The organism is Rhodococcus koreensis, from assembly GCF_017068375.1.
GTDB classification, from domain to species: domain Bacteria; phylum Actinomycetota; class Actinomycetes; order Mycobacteriales; family Mycobacteriaceae; genus Rhodococcus_F; species Rhodococcus_F koreensis.
This window is the reverse complement of the sequence record NZ_CP070609.1, coordinates 7,592,747-7,612,459: the sequence shown is the minus strand read 5'-3', so window position 1 is coordinate 7,612,459 and position 19,713 is coordinate 7,592,747. Positions and strand designations below refer to the sequence as shown.

Here is a 19,713-nt window from a genome sequence, read left to right as displayed (position 1 = left end):
CGCTGCGGTCAGCGCTTGCGCTTGGTACGCGGGGCCTTCTTGCCCTTCGACTGCGACCGCGCGGCCTCGCGCCGCTGGCGACGGGTTCCGGCGTCGGCGGAATCGTCCGATTCGGCCGCTCCGCGGCGGCTGAGCTGGGCGTTGCCGTCTTCGGCGGGCCCGGAATACGTGAGCCCACGGGGCTCACCGTCGTCCAGTCCCTTCGCGCGGAGGGCCGACGGTGCCGCCGTGCCCTGCGCCTGCTGCGCTGCCTCCTGGGTGGGCAGCGGTCGCGGTGCCGCCGGAGCGGGTGCAGCCGACGCCGTCGCCGCGGCGGAAGCCGCGGTGACGCTGACACCCGGGGCCTGCGCCGCCTGCGGGGCGGCCGCCTCGACCTGGAGGTTGAACAGGAATCCGACCGACTCCTCCTTCAGGCCCTCGAGCATCCCACCGAACATGTCGAAACCTTCGCGCTGGTACTCGACGAGCGGATCACGCTGGGCCATCGCCCGCAGGCCGATGCCCTCCTTCAGGTAGTCCATCTCGTAGAGGTGCTCACGCCACTTCCGGTCGAGGACGCTCAGCAGGACCCGGCGCTCGAGTTCGCGCATCGATCCCTCACCGGCGACGCCGTCGATCTCGGCCTCACGCCGCGCGTAGGCGTCGTGCGCATCCTTCAGCAGGGTCTCGCGCAGCTCGTCGGCGGTGATGTCCTTCGTCTCGTCGTCGCCGTCGCCGACCAGTTCCTTGTAGTCGACACCGATCGGGTACAGCGTCTTGAGCGCCGTCCACAGTTGTTCGAGATCCCAGTCCTCGACATAGCCCTCCGCGGTGGCGCCGTCGACGTAGGCGGTGACCACGTCGGTGATCATCTTCTCGACCTGGCCCTCCATGTCCTTGCCTTCGAGGATCTGACGGCGCTCGTTGTAGATGACCGTGCGCTGCTGATTCATCACCTCGTCGTACTTGAGGACGTTCTTGCGGATCTCGAAGTTCTGCTGCTCGACCTGCGTCTGAGCGCTCTTGATGGCCTTCGAGACCATCTTCGCCTCGATCGGGACGTCGTCGGGCAGATTGAGCCGGGTCATGATCGACTCGAGCGCCGCACCGTTGAACCGTCGCATCAACTCGTCGCCGAGTGACAGGTAGAACCGCGACTCACCCGGATCGCCCTGACGACCCGACCGGCCGCGCAACTGGTTGTCGATGCGCCGGGACTCGTGCCGCTCGGTGCCGAGGACGTACAGCCCGCCGGCCTCGCGGACCTTGTCGGCGTCGGCCTTCACCTCGGCCTTGACCTGGTCGAGGACGTCGTCCCACGCCGCCTCGTAGTCGTCGGGGGTGTGGACGGGGTCGAGGCCCTGCTTGCGCAGCGCGATGTCCGCGATGATGTCGGGGTTGCCGCCGAGCACGACGTCGGTACCACGACCGGCCATGTTGGTGGCCACCGTGACCGCGCCCGACCGGCCGGCCTCGGCGATGATCTGGGCTTCCTGCTCGTGGAACTTCGCGTTCAGGACGTTGTGTGCCACCCCGCGCTTGGTGAACTGCTTCGACAGGTACTCGGACCGCTCGACGCTGGTGGTGCCGATGAGGACCGGCTGGCCCTTCTCGTGCCGCTCCACCACGTCGTCGACGACGGCGTCGAACTTGGCTTCCTCCGTCTTGTAGATCAGGTCGCCGTTGTCGACGCGGACCATCGGCCGGTTGGTGGGGATCGGGATGACGCCGAGGTTGTAGATCTGGTGCAGCTCTGCGGCCTCGGTCTCGGCCGTACCCGTCATGCCCGACAGCTTGTCGTACAGGCGGAAGTAGTTCTGCAGCGTGATCGTGGCGAGGGTCTGGTTCTCGGCCTTGATCTCGACCTTCTCCTTGGCCTCGATCGCCTGGTGCATGCCCTCGTTGTACCGGCGGCCGACGAGGACGCGGCCGGTGAACTCGTCGACGATGATCACTTCGCCGTCGCGGACGATGTAGTCCTTGTCCTTCGTGTACAGTTCCTTGGCCTTGATGGCGTTGTTCAGGTAGCTCACGAGCGGCGAGTTGGCGGCCTCGTACAGGTTGTCGATGCCGAGCTGGTCCTCGACGAGCTCGACGCCGGCCTCGTGGACGCCGATGGTGCGCTTGCGGATGTCGACCTCGTAATGCACGTCACGCTTGAGCAGCGGCGCGATGCGGGCGAACTCCGCGTACCACTTGCTCGACGCATCGGCGGGGCCGGAGATGATGAGCGGGGTCCGGGCCTCGTCGATGAGGATGGAGTCGACCTCGTCGACCACGGCGAAGCTGTGACCGCGCTGGACGAGATCGTCCAGGGAGTGCGTCATGTTGTCGCGCAGGTAGTCGAACCCGAACTCGTTGTTGGTGCCGTACGTGATGTCCGCCGCATAGGCCGCGCGACGCTCGGCGGGCGACATGCCGGACAGGATCACGCTGGTGTCGAGTCCGAGGAAGCGGTGGACGCGGCCCATCCATTCGGAGTCGCGCTTGGCGAGGTAGTCGTTGACCGTGACCACGTGCACGCCGTCCCCGGCGATCGCGTTGAGGTATGCGGGCAACACGCAGGTCAGGGTCTTGCCCTCACCCGTCTTCATCTCGGCGATGTTGCCGAAGTGGAGGGCGGCGCCGCCCATGATCTGCACGTGGAAGTGCCGCTGGTCGATGACCCGCCAGGACGCCTCGCGGGCGACCGCGAACGCCTCGGGCAGCAGCTCGTCGAGCGTCTCGCCGTCACGGTAGCGGGCGCGGAACTCCTCGGTCTTCGCGCGGAGTTGCTCGTCGGTCAGGTCTTCGACCTCGGGCGACAGCGAGGAAACGTGGTCGGCGATGTGCTTGAGCCGCTTGACCATGCGACCTTCACCAACACGGAGCAGCTTCGATAGCGACAGCGACGGCACAGTCTTGTTCGTCCTCAATCTTCGGCAGTGGATGGGTGACACACAAAATCCGGCCGGAGGTCCGAGAACCCCGGCCGGATTCCATGGTAGGCGCTTCCGCGATCGGACGAGTAGACCGACCGCTCGGATCGTCAGGCGGAACGGGAGTACATCACGCCAGACGGATCAATCCGTAGTCGAACGCGTGCCGCCGGTAGACGACGGTCGCCTTGTCCGACTCCTTGTCGTGGAACAGGAAGAAATCGTGTCCTACCAGCTCCATCTCGTACAAAGCGTCGTCGACGGTCATCGGCGTGGCCTTGTGTTCCTTGGTACGCACGACATGACCCGGTGTGTGCTCGTCCGACACCTGACCGTCCAGGGAGATGTCGGGACTGATGCCGAGACTGTCGTCCTCGGCGAGTGCGGCGGTGGCCTCCGCCACCGACACCGGGGTCTTTTCCCCGTAATGGACCTTCTTGCGATCCTTCGTGCGGCGGAGCCTGCTCTCGAGCTTGGCGGTCACCGACTCGAATGCTGCATAGAAACTGTCGGCGCATGCCTCGGCTCGGGCTACCGGCCCCTTGCCTCGGGCAGTGATCTCGACGCGCTGGCAGTTCTTCCTCTGGCGCCGATTGGGTTCGTGGTGAAGTTCGACATCGAACAGGAATATGGAGGGATCGAAGCGCTCGAGGCGCGACAGCTTCTCGGAGACGTACACGCGGAAGTGGTCGGGTACCTCGACGTTGCGTCCCTTGACGACGATCTCGGCGGTGGGGGTATCCGTCTTCTCTTGTGCTTCCGTGGTGCGGTCGTCGACGAAAACCGAGGCTTGCGAAGGGGTCGTCACTCGTACCTCCCGATTACGGCCCCGCCCCTTGATGGGCGGCGGCGAGTTTGAGCAATGCCGGAAGGGGGTCCGCCCGGCACCAGGTTCGAAGTTCCACCTCCTACCTGTGTTTTCGGGTGTGTCCGCGACGCTAGTACGTAACGCGCGCGAGTGCCACTGTTCGGCAGAATTTCATCCAACACCCGCCACCACGACCACCGCGCTGATCCGGATACCCACTCTCGACAACACCCGAACCGACTCGGTCGCGGTCGCGCCGGTGGTCGACACGTCGTCCAGAAGAACCACCGAAACCCTGTGCAATGACGGCGATTCCGACTCGAGATGTCGCGCGAATGCTGCGCCGCTGCGCGTCAACCGAACGCCACCCTCTAGGTTTACTCGACGTTGATCTGCGTTCAGTCCGACCGAATCACGCACGGCGCGCCGCATCACGAGCGCGGGACACACGCGCCTGTCCCCTACCGCGGCGACGGCGATCCGCGTGACGGGGTCACCGCCGCGTGCACGGGCCGCCCGCGGACGCGTCGGAGCCGGCACGAGGACCACCGGGGCGACGTCCGGCGGGTCGAGTTCACCCCACTGTTGCAGACGGCTCAGAGCGCCCGCTACGGCGGATCCGAGCGGCGCGGCGAGATCGCGCCGCCCACGCTCCTTCGCGGCGATGACGGCCCGGCGGCGGGCACCCGAGTACGGCCCGAGCGCCCACACCCCGACGCCGGGGTCCACCCGCGGCCGGAGCAGCACGGGATCGTCGGCCAACTCCGTGGCGCAGCGGGCACACCACTGGGTGCCCGGCACCCCGCACCCGCCGCACTCGGCGGGCAGGATCAGGTCGAGCAGGGTGCGGAGACCGGGCAGGGCGCGCATGCGGGCAGTATCCGCGTTCGCACCGACAGCCGGCCCGCAGCGGCGGCCTCAGCCCGGCAGGACCGGGATCGCCTTCACACCCGTCAACCCGGGAACCTCCCGCCAGTACCGGTCGCCGGCCGGATCGTTGTTGTTCAACTGGAACACCGCCCGGGAGTCGGCGACGAACTCCGTGGTCGTCGACGCGTCCACGGCCACCACCGGCGCGGTCAGGTTGCGACTCGGCAGCGCGTCCATCCGCGAACCGTCGACGGCCACCTGCACCACCGGGATGTCCGACGCCGCACGCGCGACGACGATCGTGTCACTCGTGCTCCAGTCCAGGGACAGCGCCGGGCTGCCCAGCCCGATCGCGACCGCACGGGGATTCGTCAACGCGTACTGACCACCCGGCGTCTGGGTGACGATGGCGAGATAGACCTTGCCGTCGACGATCAGTGCCGCACGCACCCCGTCGCGGGACAGGCGCAACTCGGTGATCGTGGCGCCCAGTGCGGTGACGGCGCCTGCGTCGACGTTGACCACCGACGTCCGGCCGGTGCCGGGCTCGCGCAACACCCGAATGACCGTGTTGCCGTTGACCGCTGCCCAGATCGCCGAGTTGTCGGGCGCCCACGTGGGGCGGGTGATCGCGCCACCCTCGAGCACCGATGCGGCACCGTCCTCGTACGCCCCGACCATCAGCGAACTCGCGGGTTCCGGCGCGGGACGCCCGGTGTCCGCGACCGCGGCGACCAGTTTCCCGTCCTGCGACAGCGCGAGCGACCGCATGTTGCGGGCCGAACCGAAGTACCCGGGCACCGGGGTGACGCCGGTCTCGGTGACGCTCACCATCGACCCCTCGCGCAGCGCGTGCAGGCCGACGGTGGCGCTGGACGTCGCGAACGGGTTCATGGACGCGACGTCGGCGGTGGTCCACCCGTTCGGGAACCGCTCGTCGAACGGCTCGCCGTCGGCGAGCAGCACGTAGGGGCCCGAGATCTCCGCGTTGGCCAGCGTCCAGATCACCTGCGCCGCGAACAGCTGCTTCTGCTGCGCGTCCATCGGCGGCACGCCGGCGAAGTCGATCCGGATCCCGCCGAGCCCCACCCCGACCTGCGCGGTGCGGCCGTCGGCCTTCGTGATCGGGCCGCGCACCGAGACCCCGTCACCGAGCTCGTTGCGGACGGCTGGGGCGAGCGCGGCCTTGGGCCCGTCGATCAGCAGGCCGATCAGCTGCGACGCCATCTGGTCCTGGGCGCCCGACACCCAGCGCGGGTCCGGCACGACCGTCGTCCCGGCCGGGTCGAGGAAGTACAGCGACTTGCGCTGGTACGTGTTCAGGAACTGCGCCCGATCGAGGATCACGCCTGCGGGGAGTTCGGAGATCCGCCATTCGCCGCCCTGCAGCTCGAGACTGATCTTCGTCTCGAAACTGCCCTCCTCCGCAACGTACAGCCCACCGGGCTCGAGCTGACCCACCTTGTTGGCGCGGATCGTGTACGTCGCCTGGTCGGCCGACCGGGTCTCCGGGAGCACGTCGACCTTGTCGACGATCGTGGCGCTGGCCGCGTCGTCCCACCTGCCGGACACACCGGGGGTGAGGAACTGGCGGGCCGCGAGGTGCCGGTCGGTCGGATCGGTGCTGGCCTTGAAGAAGTCGCGCAGCAGCAGGTCTGGTTCGCGTCCCGGCGCCGGGGCCGCGACACTCGAGCCCGGCGAGTCACGGTTGATCGTGCCGATCGCCTGCGGGGTGGACGAATCCGGGAGGCTCGCGCACCCGCTGACGGTCACGAGCACCGCGAGGGCGATCGCACCGCACACCGACCGCGACTGCAGGGCGGATCGCCGGCCGGGCGTCACAGGTCCGACTCCGGCACGTGCGCACCGTCCCGGTCACCGACGTGCGCACGCTCACGTTGCTGGGGAATCGTGCGGGACTCGTCGGCCGCCGCCTCCGGGGCCTCGTTGCGCACCGGCAACGTGTCGTCGCCCGGAACCGGCTGTCCTTGAACGTATTTCACGGTTCCTGGTTTCAGCGGCAGCGGGCTCGACACGACCTTGCGTCCCCGCACCCGGGGCAGCGTCAACCGGAAGCAGGCGCCCTGGCCGGGTTCACCCCACGCCTCGAGCCTGCCGTCGTGGAGATTCGCGTCCTCCACGCTGATCGCGAGTCCGAGGCCGGTACCGCCCGACCGCCGCACGCGCGACGGATCGGACCGCCAGAACCTGTTGAACACCAGCTTCTCCTCGCCCGGCCGCAGGCCCACGCCCTGGTCGCGCACGATGAACGCCGCAGCGCTGTCGTCGGCGCGCACGCGCAGCAGCACCGGCTTGCCTTCTCCGTGATCGATCGCGTTCGCCAGCAGGTTCCGCAGGATGCGCTCCACCCGACGCGGATCCACCTCGGCCATCACCGCCTGATCGGGCAGGTCCACGATCAGTTCGGTCCCACTCTCGCGCGCGAGGTGGCGGACGGTCGAGATCGCCGCACGCGCACACATCCGGACGTCGAGTTGCTCGGCGGCCAGTTCCGCGACGCCGGCGTCGTGCCTGCTGATCTCGAGGAGGTCGGCCAGCAGCCCCTCGAATCGGTCCAGTTCCGCGACCAGCAACTCCGAGGACCGCCGCAGCACGGGGTCGAGATCGTCGCTGCCGTCGTGAATGAGGTCGGCCGCCATGCGCACGGTCGTCAGCGGCGTCCGTAGTTCGTGGCTCACGTCGGAGGTGAATCGCTTCTGGAGATTTCCGAACTCCTCGAGCTGGGTGATCTGCTTGGACAGACTCTCCGCCATCTCGTTGAACGACATCGCCAGCCGGGCCATGTCGTCCTCGCCGCGCACGGGCATCCGTTCCTTCAACCGGCCGTCCGCGAAACGCACCGCGATCCGTGACGCCGACCGGATGGGCAGGACCACCTGCCGGGCGACGAGGAGCGCGATGGCCGCGAGCAGCACGGCGAGCACGGCGCCACCCACCAGCAGCGTGCCGCGGACCAGCGACAGGCTGCGGTCCTCACTGGCCAGCGGGAACACGAGGTACAGCTCGAGTGTGGAGATCGCCGACGCGGTCGGGCTCCCGACGATCAGCGCCGGCCCCGAATAGCCTTCCGGATCGTTCACGGTGGCGAACTGGTACGCCACCTGACCGGCCTGGACGAACGCCCGCAGCGACTCCGGGATCTGGTCCGCCGGACCACTCGACGTCGGCGCACGGGGGCCGTCACCGGGCACGATCAGCACCGGGTCGAACGTCCCCGCCGAACCCGACGCCTGCCCGGCGTCGGGTTCACGGTTCGTCAGGGCGGCCCTGGCGCCGTCGAGCTGCGTGGTGGGCGAACTACTGTCGTCCGCGCCTGCCAGCTGCCCCTCCACCGTGCTCCGGGCACGGTCCATCTCCTCGGTGGCCGCGTTGATCTTCGTCTCGAGCAGACGGTCGGTGATCTGACTCGTCAGCACGACGCCGAGCACGACGATGACGATGAGCGACAACGTCAACGTCGAGACGACGACCCTCAGCTGCAGCGAACGACGCCACGTGTGCGCGAGGGTATTGCTCAGTGAGTGACCCCACCGAAGGATCGGCGAAACGCGTCGGTTGACACGACGCCGCCATCGGGAAACACCTGTCACGGCGGTCCGGCCTTGTAGCCGACCCCCCTGACCGTCAAAACCACTTCGGGATTCTCGGGATCAGTCTCGACCTTGGCGCGCAGGCGCTGCACGTGCACGTTGACCAGTCGGGTGTCGGCCGCATGTCGGTAACCCCACACCTGCTCGAGCAGCACCTCACGGGTGAACACCTGTCGCGGCTTGCGCGCCAGAGCCACCAGCAGGTCGAACTCGAGGGGGGTGAGGGAGATCAGTTCTTCGCCCCGGCTCACCTTGTGGGCGGGGACGTCGATGACGATGTCGGCGATGCTGAGCAGCTCGGCCGGCTCGTCCTCGGTCCGGCGAAGCCGAGCGCGGACCCGAGCCACCAGCTCCTTGGGCTTGAACGGCTTCATGATGTAGTCGTCCGCGCCGGATTCCAATCCGAGGACCACGTCGACGGTGTCCGTCTTCGCGGTCAGCATCACGATGGGAACACCGGAATCGGCCCGCAGGACACGGCACACGTCGATGCCGTTCATGCCGGGCAGCATCAGGTCGAGCAGCACCAGGTCGGGGCGTGTCTCCCGGACCGCGGTGAGCGCCTGGGTCCCGTCCCCCACCACATACGGATCGAATCCTTCGCCGCGGAGCACGATCGTGAGCATCTCCGCGAGCGCAGTGTCGTCGTCGACAACCAGAATCCTTGGCTTCATGTCCCTATCGTTGCATCTTCGGAGGCCGTAACAGCCCGTTCGCCGTTACGGCGTGCCGTGTTCTTTCTCGTCACGGCGTGCCGTGTCGTCACTCAAGAGTGCCAGGTTTTCGGCGAGCGTGACCGGATCGGTGTCCGGGGTGAGCACCCACCACGGCGAAATCCAGTCCTTCACGGCCAGCTCGCGGTACACCTCACCGGTGCGTTCCTGCAGCCCACGGTCGCGTTCGTAGGCGTCGAGCGACCGGCTGGCATCCGCCGATTCGCGGCCACGGGCGCGTTGCGCGGCGAGCGCCACGGGAACATCCAGGTACAGCTGCAGGTCGGGTCGGGGCAGCCCCAGCCGCTCGAATTCGAGGTTCGCCACCCAGCCGACGAACTCCCCGTCCGCCGCCTGGTGCAACCGGGCCGCGCCGTACGCGGCGTTGGACGCCACATAGCGGTCGAGGATTACCAGGTCGTGGCCGGCGAGCAGCGCGGACAGCTCGCCGACGGCACCGGACCGGTCCAGCGCGAACATGACGGCCATCGCGTGCACGGAGTCGGCGAGGTCCCCGTGCGCGCCCTTGAGCGCCTCGGATGCCAGATCGGCGTGCACGGACCGGCCGTACCGCGGAAAGTCGAGGGTGCCGACCGTCAGACCCCGTTCGGCGAGGCGGGCCACGACCGCTCCGACGAGTGTTCGCTTGCCCGCGCCGTCCAGGCCTTCCAGCGCAATCAGTGTTCCCACGGGGAGAAAGGCTATCCCCCGGCCCGCACGCGACGGACCGGGGGACGCCGCGGCCTCTAGTACCGGTAGTGCTCGGGCTTGAACGGGCCCTCGACGTCGACGCCGATGTACTCCGCCTGCTCCTTGGTGAGCTTGGTGAGGGTGCCACCGAGGGCCTCGACGTGGATCTTCGCGACCTTCTCGTCGAGGTGCTTCGGAAGGCGGTACACCTCGTTGTCGTACTCTTCCGGCTTCGTCCACAGCTCGATCTGGGCGATCACCTGGTTGGAGAAGCTGTTGCTCATCACGAACGAGGGGTGGCCGGTCGCGTTGCCGAGGTTCAGCAGGCGCCCCTCGGACAGCACGATGATCGAGTGGCCGTCCTTGAACCGGAACTCGTCCACCTGCGGCTTGATGTTGATGCGGGTGATCTCACCGGAACGCTCGAGGCCGGCCATGTCGATCTCGTTGTCGAAGTGACCGATGTTGCCCAGGATGGCCTGGTGCTTCATCTGCTTCATGTGATCGAACGTGATGATGTCCTTGTTGCCCGTGGACGTGATGATGATGTCGGCCCAGCCGATGGCCTGCTCGACCGTCTTCACCTCGAAGCCGTCCATCAGTGCCTGGAGGGCGTTGATGGGGTCGACCTCGGTGACCGCGACGCGGGCACCCTGCCCGCGCAGCGCCTCTGCGCAACCCTTGCCGACGTCGCCGTAACCGCAGACGAGCGCGGCCTTGCCGCCGATCAGCACGTCGGTGCCGCGGTTGATGCCGTCGAGCAGCGAGTGGCGGGTGCCGTACTTGTTGTCGAACTTGCTCTTGGTGACCGAGTCGTTGACGTTGATGGCCGGGAAGACGAGTTCACCGGCAGCAGCGACCTGGTACAGACGCAGGACACCGGTCGTGGTCTCCTCGGTGACGCCCTGGACCGACTCCGCAACCTTCGTCCACTTGGTCTTGTCTGCTTCGAGGGACTGACGCAGCAGGGCGAGGAACACCTTGTACTCGTCGGAATCCTGGTCGTCGTCGGTGGGCGGCACGACGCCCGCCTTCTCGAACTGCGCGCCCTTGAGGACGAGCATCGTGGCGTCGCCGCCGTCGTCGAGGATCATGTTCGCCGGCTTGTCGGCGTCCGGCCAGGTGAGCATCCGCTCGGCGGCCCACCAGTACTCCTCGAGCGTCTCGCCCTTCCACGCGAAGACCGGGGTGCCCTGCGGCTCCTCCGGTGTGCCGTGGGGGCCGACGACGATCGCGGCGGCGGCGTGATCCTGCGTCGAGAAGATGTTGCACGAGGCCCAGCGGACCTCGGCGCCCAGCGCGGTGAGCGTCTCGATGAGCACGGCCGTCTGGATGGTCATGTGCAGCGAACCGGAGATGCGAGCACCCTTGAGCGGCAGCACCTCTGCGTACTCGCGACGGAGGGCCATCAGTCCCGGCATCTCGTGCTCGGCGAGCCGGATCTCCTTGCGGCCGAACTCGGCGAGCGAAAGGTCCGCCACCTTGAAATCGATCCCGTTACGGCTCTCGGCCACGGGCGTGGTTGAAACTGAGGTCGTCATCTGCCTCTCCTGGTTGACTGCTGTTTCGGTCAAGGCTATCGGTACTGCGGCCCGGGGGTCACACTCACGTGACGCTGCGCGGCCGGGCGATCACTCCCGATCGGCTCCGCCGACCGCCTCGTCCACGAAAGGACCCAGAAGAGCACCCAGATCCTCGGCGACGTTGGCCTCGGATTCGGGTGGCATCGAGATGTAACTCATAGCGAGACGCACGATGGCGCGGCTGAGGATCCCCGCGTCCGACGGGTTCGCCCGCACCCAGCCCCGCTGGAACACCTCGGCGAGCCGCGTCGACGCCCGCTCGATGATCGGGGCGCTCTCGGTCGTGATCAGCCGCAGCAGGTCGGGCTTGGTCTCGCCGCGCAGAAGTGACTGCACCAGAGGGTCGGACAGGCTGGCCGCGAAGAACGCGGTGAAACCGGCGAGCAGCGCGGCGCGGCCCTGCCCGACGTTCGTCACCAGCGCCTCGTCGACCGCGTCGACCAGTTCGTCGGCGAGCCGGAGGGCGTACGCCTCCGCCAGCCCCTGCCTGGACTTGAACTCGTTGTAGAGCGTCTGCCTGCTCACCCCGGCACCGGCCGCGACATCCGACATCGTGATGTCGGACCAGTCCTTCTCGAACAGGAGATCCCGCATCGCGTCCAGCACCGACTGACGCAGCAGCAGCCGCGCAGCCTCCTGATAGGGCACCCGGACACGCGACGAAGTCATGGCGACGACCTTAGTGCCCCGCTTTCGCCGCACCGTAATCCGGTCGGCTCCGCTCGTCCGGGGAGTCGTCCCAACGAATTACGGCGGCACACCACCGCGAGGCACCGAAACCCCCTGCGCCCCAGCAGGACACCCTCCGGCGTGTCAGACCTCGCCGCGGCTCCGCCGCTCCATCATCGAGTGACGGCGACTGTAGGCGAAATAGATGATCACACCGAGCACCATCCACACGATGAACCGGATCCACGTCTCGACGGACAGGTTGACCATCAGCCACACGCAGGCGAGAACCGCGAGGATGGGCACCACCGGCACGAACGGGACCCGGAATCCGCGGGGCAGGTCCGGGCGGGTGCGGCGCAGCACGATCACGCCGATCGACACGAGGACGAACGCGAACAGCGTTCCGATGTTCACCATCTCCTCGAGGGTGCCGATCGGGAAGACGCCCGCCAGCACGGCCACCACGACACCGACGAGCACGGTGATCCGAACGGGGGTGCCGTGCTTGCCGGTCGGCGCCAGCCGCCTCGGCATCAGCCCGTCCCGGGACATGGCGAACAGCACGCGGGTCTGCCCGAGCATGAGGACCATCACCACGGTGGTCAGGCCGGCCAGTGCACCGAACGAGATCAGGTTCTTCGCCCACGTGATCCCGTGAATGCCGAAGGCGGTGGCCAGATTGGAACTGTCCCCGGCCAATTCGTGGTAGTCGACCATGCCGGTGAGCACCAGCGTCACCGCCACGTACAGGATCGTCACGATCAGCAGGGAGCCCAGGATTCCGCGGGGCAGCGCCTTCTGCGGATTCTTCGTCTCCTCGGCGGTGGTGGCGACGATGTCGAACCCGATGAACGCGAAGAATACGAGGCTGGCCGCCGCGAGCAGCCCGTACCAGCCGAACGTGCTGCCGCCCGCGCCCGTGGCGTACGAGAACAGGGACTGATGGATACCCTCGCCCGTGCTGCCCGCCTCGGACGGCGGAATGTACGGCGAGTAGTTGTCGGGGTCGATGTAGAACGCGCCGACGACCACGACGACCAGGACGACGGCCACCTTGATCGAGGTGATCACGAGTGAGACGCGCGACGACAGCTTGGTGCCCGTCGCCAGCACGACGGTGATGATCGCGACGATGAGTACCGCGCCCCAGTCGAATTTGACCGAGCCGATCTGCGCGATCGGCGAATGGTTGCCGATCACCTCACCGAGATAGAGCGACCAGCCCTTCGCCACGACCGACGCGGCGAGCGCGAATTCGAGGATGAGGTCCCAGCCGATGATCCACGCGACCAGTTCACCGAACGTCGCATAGGAGAACGTGTACGCGCTGCCCGCGACCGGAACGGTCGAGGCGAACTCCGCGTAGCAGAGCGCGGCGAGGCCGCACGCGATGGCGGCGATGACGAACGCCGCCGACACCGAGGGACCCGCGACGTTGCCTGCGGTGCGCGCGGTGAGCGTGAAGATGCCGGCACCGATGACGACTGCGACACCGAAGACGGTCAGGTCCCACGCCGTCAGATCCTTGCGGAGTTTGGTCTCCGGTTCGTCGGTGTCGCGGATCGACTGCTCGATCGACTTGGTGCGGAACAATCCGGTCGGCCTGCCGCCGATATCCGGTCCTCCGCTGCCTTTGTCCTGGATGGCCACATCAGCCTCCTCAATCGAAAGTTGCCGTTCAGCCTATGCCTTCGGTTGCCCGGAACAGGTCGGGTTCGATGTAGATGCGGCGAGCCGCCGGGACGGCGCCCCGCACCCGCGCCTCGGCCTCGTCGATGGCCTCGGCGATCGTGCCGATGTCCGAACCGGGGGCCATCGCCACTTTCGCCGCCACGAGGATTTCCTCGGGCCCGAGGTACTGCGTCTTGCAGTGGATGACGCGCTCGATCTTCTCGCCGTCGGCGAGGGCGGCGAGGATCTTCGCCTCCTCGTCGGCGGTGGCGCCCTCACCGATCAGCAGGCTCTGCATCTCGACGATGAGGATGATCGCGATGACGCCGAGCAAGGCGCCGATGCAGAGGGTGCCGACCCCGTCCCACACCGGATCGCCGGTGAGCATCGTCAGACCGACACCGCCGAGCGCGAGCACGAGACCGACCAGTGCGCCGGTGTCCTCGAGAAGCACGACGGGTAGCTCCGGGCTGCGCGACGTGCGGATGAATCCCCACCAGCTCGCCTGCCCCTTGAGCGGACGCGACTCCCGCATGGCGGTGAGGAAGCTGAACCCCTCGAGCGCGATGGCGATCACCAGGATGACCACCGCCACGAGTGGCGACGACAGTTCCTCGGGATGCTGGATCTTGTGGATGCCCTCGTAGATCGCGAACAGCGAACCGAGGCTGAACAACACGAGCGCGACGACGAACGAATAGAAGTAGCGGCTGCGCCCGTAGCCGAACTGGTGCAGATCGTCGGCGGCGCGTTCGGCCTTCCTCTGGCCGAGCAGGAGCAGGCCCTGATTGGAGGTATCGGCCACCGAGTGCACGGATTCCGCCAGCATGGACGACGAGCCGGTGATCAGGAAGCCGGCGAACTTGGCAACCGCGATGCCGGCATTGGCACCGAGCGCGGCGAGAATCGCCTTCTTTCCCCCATGAGCCGACAACTGACTCCTCCTCTCGGTCGCACACGACCCTCACGACGACGGGCCGCGGAGGCCTTCCCGGATCGCAGGGCGGCTCACAGGCTACGCGCGATCGGGGAGCCGACCCTCGCACTGAACAACTGGGCACACTCGGTGCCCGCCGTCACCACCACTTCGGGGTCCTCGGCCGCGATCCAGACGGCGTTTCCCTGGGAGAGTTCGAGGCCGTCGGTTCCGCACCGCAGCTCCACCGAACCCGAGGTGCACAACAGAATGTGCGGCCCCTCCGAGTCGAGCCGGTGCTCCGCCGGGCCGGCCGGTGACAGATCGATCCGCGCGAGGACGAATTCCGGCGCCGGCGTCGAATACACGAATTCGCCCCCGCCTGGACGCTCCCGAGCCTCCAGGATCGGAATGTCGACGGTGTCGAAATCGAGGACACGCAGCAATTCCGGTACGTCCACGTGCTTCGGCGTCAGTCCCCCGCGCAGCACGTTGTCGGAGTTGGCCATGATCTCGACCGCCATCCCGTGCAGGTAGGCGTGGAGGTTGCCGGCGTCGAGGTACAGACCCTGCCCCGGTTCGAGGGTGACCCGGTTCAGCAGGAGCGCGGCGAGCACACCCGCATCCCCCGGGTACACCTCGCTCAGTTCGAGGGCAGTGCGGACCTCCGCCGCGAATTCACCGTCCTTGGTGTTCGACAGATAGTCGACGCATCCGTCGAGCACCCTCGGCATCAGCGCACCGAGCACGGGCTGCGGCAACGTGATCCACGTGGTGAACAGCGCGCGGAGACCGTCCGAGTCGGGTTGGCCGGCGATCAGGCCCACGTAGGGCTGCAGTTCCGGAACGGCGATCGCCTCGAGCAGCTTGACCGTGCGCTGAGGGTCCCGGAAGCCGGCGAGCGCGTGGAACCTGCTGAGGGCCACGACGAGTTCGGGTTTGTGGCTGGCGTCCTTGTAGTTGCGCACGGAGGACTCGAGGGGGATTCCCACCTCGTTCTCCCGGGCGAAGCCCTCCCACGCCTGCTCGGCGCTCGGGTGCGCCTGCAACGACAGCGGCTCCTCCGACGCGAGCAACTTCAGGAGGAACGGGAGGCGCTCGCCGAACGTCTCGACACTTCGCTTCCCGAGCTGACGTTCGGGCTCCGCGTGCACCAGGTCCAGAAGAGACCGGGGCCCCTCGTCGGTGATGACGCGGGCGGGATCACCGGGGTGCGCGCCCAGCCACAGTTCCGCCTCCGGATGGGCCGTGGGAACCGGAAGTCCGCGCAGCTGTGCGATGGCGGTGCGCGATCCCCACGCGTAGGACCGGAGCGCACCTTCGAGTCGGTGCACTAGATACCGCCGATCAACTGTAGATACGCGGCAGTCATGTCGAGCCTGCCGACCAGGACCGCCGCCTGTTCCAATTCGGGGCGCTGCGAGGGGACCTGCCCCTCGTCGGACGACGCGACGACGAGGTCGACGTCGCCCAGGACCGCGATCCTGCGTTCGACGAGCATCCGGTCGGCATCGGCCGACAGCACGAACGTGCGCACCGGGCTCGCCGGCGGCGGACCGTCCAGTTCGGGATCGTGGAAGATCGAGTCGTGCGCGGAGAGCGCCTGGTCGACGCGGAACGTGCCCGCCGCGCTCAGCACGTCCGGAAGCTCCGACGCCGTCGCCACGCGGCCGGCGTGCAGCAGCGCCTCGGCGCCGTGCCGGGCCAACTCCACCGTGCTCTCCGTATCACCGGTCAGCACGATGCGGCGTCCCTGCATGCGGGAGGCCAGAGACTTCGCCGGGTTGTGGAACACCTCGCTGTTCGGCCGGTCGCGCAGCGCCTCACCGTCGACCGCGTCGGCGAGTTGCTCGAGGTCGGGGACCTCGTCGCCCCAGCGTTCCGAACCGACCACCCGCAGGACGGCCAGCAGAACCGCGAAGTACCGGAGCAGACCGTGCCGGGTCAGTGCCCGGACCCGCGGCGCGAACATGACGACGCGTCCGGCCGCTGCCGCTTGCAAGGGTCCCTCGTCCGGTGCTGCGACCACCACTTCGGCGCCGCGCCGGACCGCCGCGTCGACGGCCTGCACGAGACGGGGGTCGCCTGCGTCGTCGCCGGCCACCACGACCACATCGAGCGGACCCACCCAGACGGGGGTCCGGGTGGCGCGCACCAGCGGGAATCCGATCCGTTCGGCGAGGACCGCCGTCAGGATCCCGGCACCGCGACTGGCCCGCCCCGCGCCGGTGACCACCACCACGCTGCGCGGACGCAGCCCCTGCAGTCGTTCGAGAGCCCCTTCCTCGACCGCGGACCGGGTGGCCCGGATCTGGGCACCCCCCATTGCGGCGGAACGGAGTACGCCCTCGGTGTCCGCGGAAACCAGTGCGTCCCCGTCGTCCAGATCGAGCAGGGGCGTCGGCGCTGTCATGACACCGCACCCCCTTTCTTCGTCAGTGCAAGCCTCATCAGTGCAAGCCACATTCGCAGCACGAGCAGAACCTTGTTATTCCAACTATGGCAGTCAGGCTCGGACGATGCCCAATATCTCGGTAACGAGTGCATCTACGTCTGCCGTCGTGGGCGCTTCGACGTTGAGTCGCAGCAGCGGTTCGGTGTTGGAGGCGCGCAGGTTGAACCACGCGTCGCCCTGCAATTCGACCGTGACACCGTCGAGCCGGTCGACACCCGCGGTGCGATCGGCGAACGCCGCCACCACCGCGTCGGTCCGCTCGACGGCGTCCGACACCGTCGAATTGATCTCTCCGGACGCCGCGTACCGCTCGTACTTGGCCATCAGTTCGGACAGCGGACGGTCCTGCTCCCCCAGTGCCGCGAGGACGTGCAACCCGGCGAGCATGCCGGAGTCGGCGCCCCAGAAATCGCGGAAGTAGTAGTGAGCGGAGTGCTCGCCACCGAAGATCGCCCCCGTCTCGGCCATCTGCTGCTTGATGAACGAATGCCCGACCCGGGTGCGCACCGGGTGTCCACCCAGTTCGGTGACCAGTTCCGGCACGGCGCGGGAGGTGATGAGGTTGTGGATGACGGTTGCGCCCGGCTCCTTGGCCAGCTCACGCTCGGCCACCAGGGCCGTCACTGCGGACGGCGACACCGGGTTGCCGAGCTCGTCGACCACGAAGCAGCGGTCGGCGTCACCGTCGAAAGCCAGACCGATGTCGGCACCGGTCTCCCGGACGTACCGCTGCAGATCCACCAGGTTGGCCGGGTCGAGCGGATTCGCCTCGTGGTTCGGGAACGTGCCGTCGAGTTCGAAGTACAGCGGCTGCAGCTTCACCGGCATCGGCTCGAACACTGCGGGGACGGTGTGCCCGCCCATGCCGTTGCCCGCGTCCACGGCCACCGTCAGCGGCCGGAGGCCGGACAGGTTCACCAGCCCGCGGACGAAACTCGCGTACTGCTCGAGCACGTCCTCCTCGGACACCTCACCCGCGGCGCCGACGTACGCGGGCACCCCGTCGACGACCTCCGCGGCGATCGCGGCGAGGCCCGTCTCCTGCCCCACCGGCTTCGCGCCCGCGCGGCACAGCTTGATGCCGTTGTACTTCGCCGGGTTGTGGCTCGCGGTGAACATCGCACCCGGGCAGTCGAACAGTCCCGAAGCGAAATACAGCTGATCGGTGGACGCGAGTCCGATGAGCACGACGTCCAGACCCTGGGCGGTGACACCGTCGGCGAACGCGCGGGCGAGTTCCGGGGACGACGCACGCATGTCGTAACCGATCACGACCTTCGTGGCACTCTCCGCACGGACGAGTCGTGCGAACGCGCCACCCACGTCCTGCACGAACGCGGCATCGATTTGTTCACCGACGACACCCCGCACGTCGTAAGCCTTGATCACGGCATGTACGGACTCGGCTGATCGCGCCACTTCTGTTTTCTCCTTTACGAGCACCAGTGCTGGCGCAAGCCTAATGCCTGCCCGTCGCGGGCACGGCACGCCGCGGACCGCAGGCCCGGGACGAGCTGGGACGTCAGTTGGCAGGGTCGGGAAGAACCCGCAGGTGGCCACGCCGGCCGGTACGAGCCGGGCCGGGCTGGGTGCCGGTTTCGGCGCGCTCCTCGGTGGACACGGTCCGCTCGGACCGCCCACGATCGCCGAGGCCCGCCTCCCGCACGGCCTCCGCCAGCGCGGTCAGATCGTCCTCGTCCGGGGTGCTCGACGAAAATCCGCCCTCGTACCGAACCAGTTCCCAGCCCTTGGGTGCGGTGATCCTCGACGCGTGCGTTTCGCACAGATCCCACGAGTGCGGCTCGTCGACAGTTGCGAGCGGGCCGACGACGGCGGTGGAGTCCGAGTAGACGTACGTGAGCGTCGCGACAGCGGGGTTCTTGCACCCGGGGCGGCAGCATCGACGCAGAGATCTCACAGCTAAGAAGCCTAGCCCCACGAAGGCCCGACACCTACTCGGACACACCGACAGTGTCCGGCTGTCGTAATGTCCACTCCATGTCCAGAGCACGACGCAGGCGTCCCGTCACCACCCGATCCGTCGACCGACGGGGACGTGGGATCCGCGGGTCCGTGTTCCCCCCGGACGCGCCGGCGCGACGCAGCCGCGCGGAGAAATTCGATCTGGTGGTTCTGGAGGCGTTCGCGCCGATCGACTCACGCTGGCGTGAACGCCTCACGAAGTTGGACATCGCTGTCGACGAAGTCCCGAAGATTCATGCGCTCGACCCGGATTCGGTCAACTGGCCCGCCGAGGTCGTGGCGGACGGGCCCGTGCCGCTGTCCCGGTTGATCCCGGCAGGCATCGACCGGCACGGATCCACGACGCGGGCGCGAGTCGTCCTGTTCCGGCGACCGCTGGAACAGCGCGCCAAGGATCCGGACGATCTCACCGACCTGGTGCACGACGTGCTCGTACAGCAGGTGAGTACCTACCTCGGAGTCGAACCCGAGGTCATCGACCCGGATCTGCCGGGCGATGATGACTGACTAAACGATTCCCCGCTTCAGCCGCCGGCGCTCACGCTCCGACAGACCACCCCAGATACCGAACCGCTCGTCATTGGCCAGTGCGTAGTCGAGGCATTCGTCCCGCACCTCGCAGCCGAGGCAGATGCGCTTCGCTTCTCGGGTGGAGCCCCCCTTTTCGGGGAAGAAGGCCTCAGGGTCGGTCTGCGCGCAAAGTGCACGTTCCTGCCACTGATCCTCGATGGTGTCGAACAATTCGTCGAAACCGGTCACCAGACTCAACACCGGGCGGGGGCCCGCCGTCTCGACTTCCTGCGCGACGAGTTCCGGCACAGGAATTTCTTTCACACCGCTGTCT

Annotated in this window: 17 protein-coding genes; 1 reads left to right on the top strand and 16 read right to left on the bottom strand. The window is 67.7% G+C overall.

All coding sequences use genetic code 11. The features are described from left to right. Nucleotides 1-8: 8 nt before the first annotated feature. From secA to JWS14_RS34340, 15 genes are all read right to left on the bottom strand, one after another. Nucleotides 9-2,876, bottom strand: coding sequence for a preprotein translocase subunit SecA (gene secA / locus JWS14_RS34410; RefSeq protein ID WP_206016246.1), 2,868 nt, complete (start codon nucleotides 2,874-2,876; stop codon nucleotides 9-11). 151 nt (nucleotides 2,877-3,027) lie between these two features. After that, nucleotides 3,028-3,705 (bottom strand): ribosome hibernation-promoting factor, HPF/YfiA family, encoded by a 678-nt coding sequence (gene hpf, locus JWS14_RS34405; protein WP_072937631.1) that lies wholly within the window; start codon nucleotides 3,703-3,705, stop codon nucleotides 3,028-3,030. 171 nt (nucleotides 3,706-3,876) lie between these two features. Then, a complete protein-coding gene (locus JWS14_RS34400; protein ID WP_095860850.1) occupies nucleotides 3,877-4,575 on the bottom strand; it encodes a ComF family protein in 699 nt (232 codons plus the stop codon). A 48-nt stretch (nucleotides 4,576-4,623) separates the two neighbouring features. Next, nucleotides 4,624-6,417, bottom strand: coding sequence for an MtrAB system accessory lipoprotein LpqB (gene lpqB / locus JWS14_RS34395; protein ID WP_072937629.1), 1,794 nt, complete (start codon nucleotides 6,415-6,417; stop codon nucleotides 4,624-4,626). Continuing rightward, nucleotides 6,414-8,186 carry an MtrAB system histidine kinase MtrB gene (gene mtrB / locus JWS14_RS34390; RefSeq protein ID WP_072937628.1) on the bottom strand — a complete coding sequence of 591 codons (1,773 nt, stop codon included), beginning with the start codon at nucleotides 8,184-8,186 and terminating at the stop codon, nucleotides 6,414-6,416. Before mtrB ends, lpqB begins: the two co-directional genes overlap by 4 nt. After that, nucleotides 8,183-8,860, bottom strand: coding sequence for an MtrAB system response regulator MtrA (gene mtrA / locus JWS14_RS34385; protein ID WP_005240059.1), 678 nt, complete (start codon nucleotides 8,858-8,860; stop codon nucleotides 8,183-8,185). The genes mtrB and mtrA overlap by 4 nt, the downstream gene beginning before the upstream one ends. A 45-nt stretch (nucleotides 8,861-8,905) precedes the next feature. Beyond that, nucleotides 8,906-9,589 (bottom strand): dTMP kinase, encoded by a 684-nt coding sequence (locus JWS14_RS34380; RefSeq protein ID WP_072937627.1) that lies wholly within the window; start codon nucleotides 9,587-9,589, stop codon nucleotides 8,906-8,908. A gap of 56 nt (nucleotides 9,590-9,645) precedes the next feature. Continuing rightward, nucleotides 9,646-11,130: an adenosylhomocysteinase gene (gene ahcY / locus JWS14_RS34375; RefSeq protein ID WP_095860853.1), complete on the bottom strand. Its 1,485-nt coding sequence runs from the start codon at nucleotides 11,128-11,130 to the stop codon at nucleotides 9,646-9,648. A 90-nt stretch (nucleotides 11,131-11,220) separates the two neighbouring features. Beyond that, nucleotides 11,221-11,841 carry a TetR/AcrR family transcriptional regulator gene (locus JWS14_RS34370; RefSeq protein WP_072937625.1) on the bottom strand — a complete coding sequence of 207 codons (621 nt, stop codon included), beginning with the start codon at nucleotides 11,839-11,841 and terminating at the stop codon, nucleotides 11,221-11,223. Between the two features lie 144 nt (nucleotides 11,842-11,985). Next, a complete protein-coding gene (locus JWS14_RS34365; protein WP_072937624.1) occupies nucleotides 11,986-13,494 on the bottom strand; it encodes an amino acid permease in 1,509 nt (502 codons plus the stop codon). A gap of 28 nt (nucleotides 13,495-13,522) precedes the next feature. Then, entirely contained in the window at nucleotides 13,523-14,449 is a 927-nt protein-coding gene (locus tag JWS14_RS34360) for a cation diffusion facilitator family transporter (protein ID WP_206015228.1), read from the bottom strand. A gap of 74 nt (nucleotides 14,450-14,523) precedes the next feature. Next, on the bottom strand, nucleotides 14,524-15,765 hold the full coding sequence (gene manA, locus JWS14_RS34355; RefSeq protein ID WP_206015227.1) for a mannose-6-phosphate isomerase, class I: 1,242 nt from the start codon (nucleotides 15,763-15,765) through the stop codon (nucleotides 14,524-14,526). Beyond that, entirely contained in the window at nucleotides 15,765-16,844 is a 1,080-nt protein-coding gene (locus JWS14_RS34350) for a tobH protein (protein ID WP_072937621.1), read from the bottom strand. The genes manA and JWS14_RS34350 overlap by 1 nt, the downstream gene beginning before the upstream one ends. 93 nt (nucleotides 16,845-16,937) lie before the next feature. Next, entirely contained in the window at nucleotides 16,938-18,305 is a 1,368-nt protein-coding gene (locus JWS14_RS34345; protein ID WP_072937620.1) for a phosphomannomutase/phosphoglucomutase, read from the bottom strand. 103 nt (nucleotides 18,306-18,408) lie between these two features. Further along, nucleotides 18,409-18,804, bottom strand: coding sequence for a DUF3499 domain-containing protein (locus JWS14_RS34340; RefSeq protein WP_072937619.1), 396 nt, complete (start codon nucleotides 18,802-18,804; stop codon nucleotides 18,409-18,411). A gap of 80 nt (nucleotides 18,805-18,884) precedes the next feature. Here JWS14_RS34340 and JWS14_RS34335 point away from each other — a divergent pair, with 80 nt between their 5' ends. Further along, entirely contained in the window at nucleotides 18,885-19,376 is a 492-nt protein-coding gene (locus JWS14_RS34335) for a metallopeptidase family protein (RefSeq protein ID WP_072937618.1), read from the top strand. Here JWS14_RS34335 and JWS14_RS34330 read toward each other — a convergent pair whose 3' ends face one another. Beyond that, entirely contained in the window at nucleotides 19,377-19,640 is a 264-nt protein-coding gene (locus JWS14_RS34330) for a WhiB family transcriptional regulator (protein WP_206016245.1), read from the bottom strand. It abuts the gene before it with no gap. Between the last annotated feature and the right edge of the window lie 73 nt (nucleotides 19,641-19,713).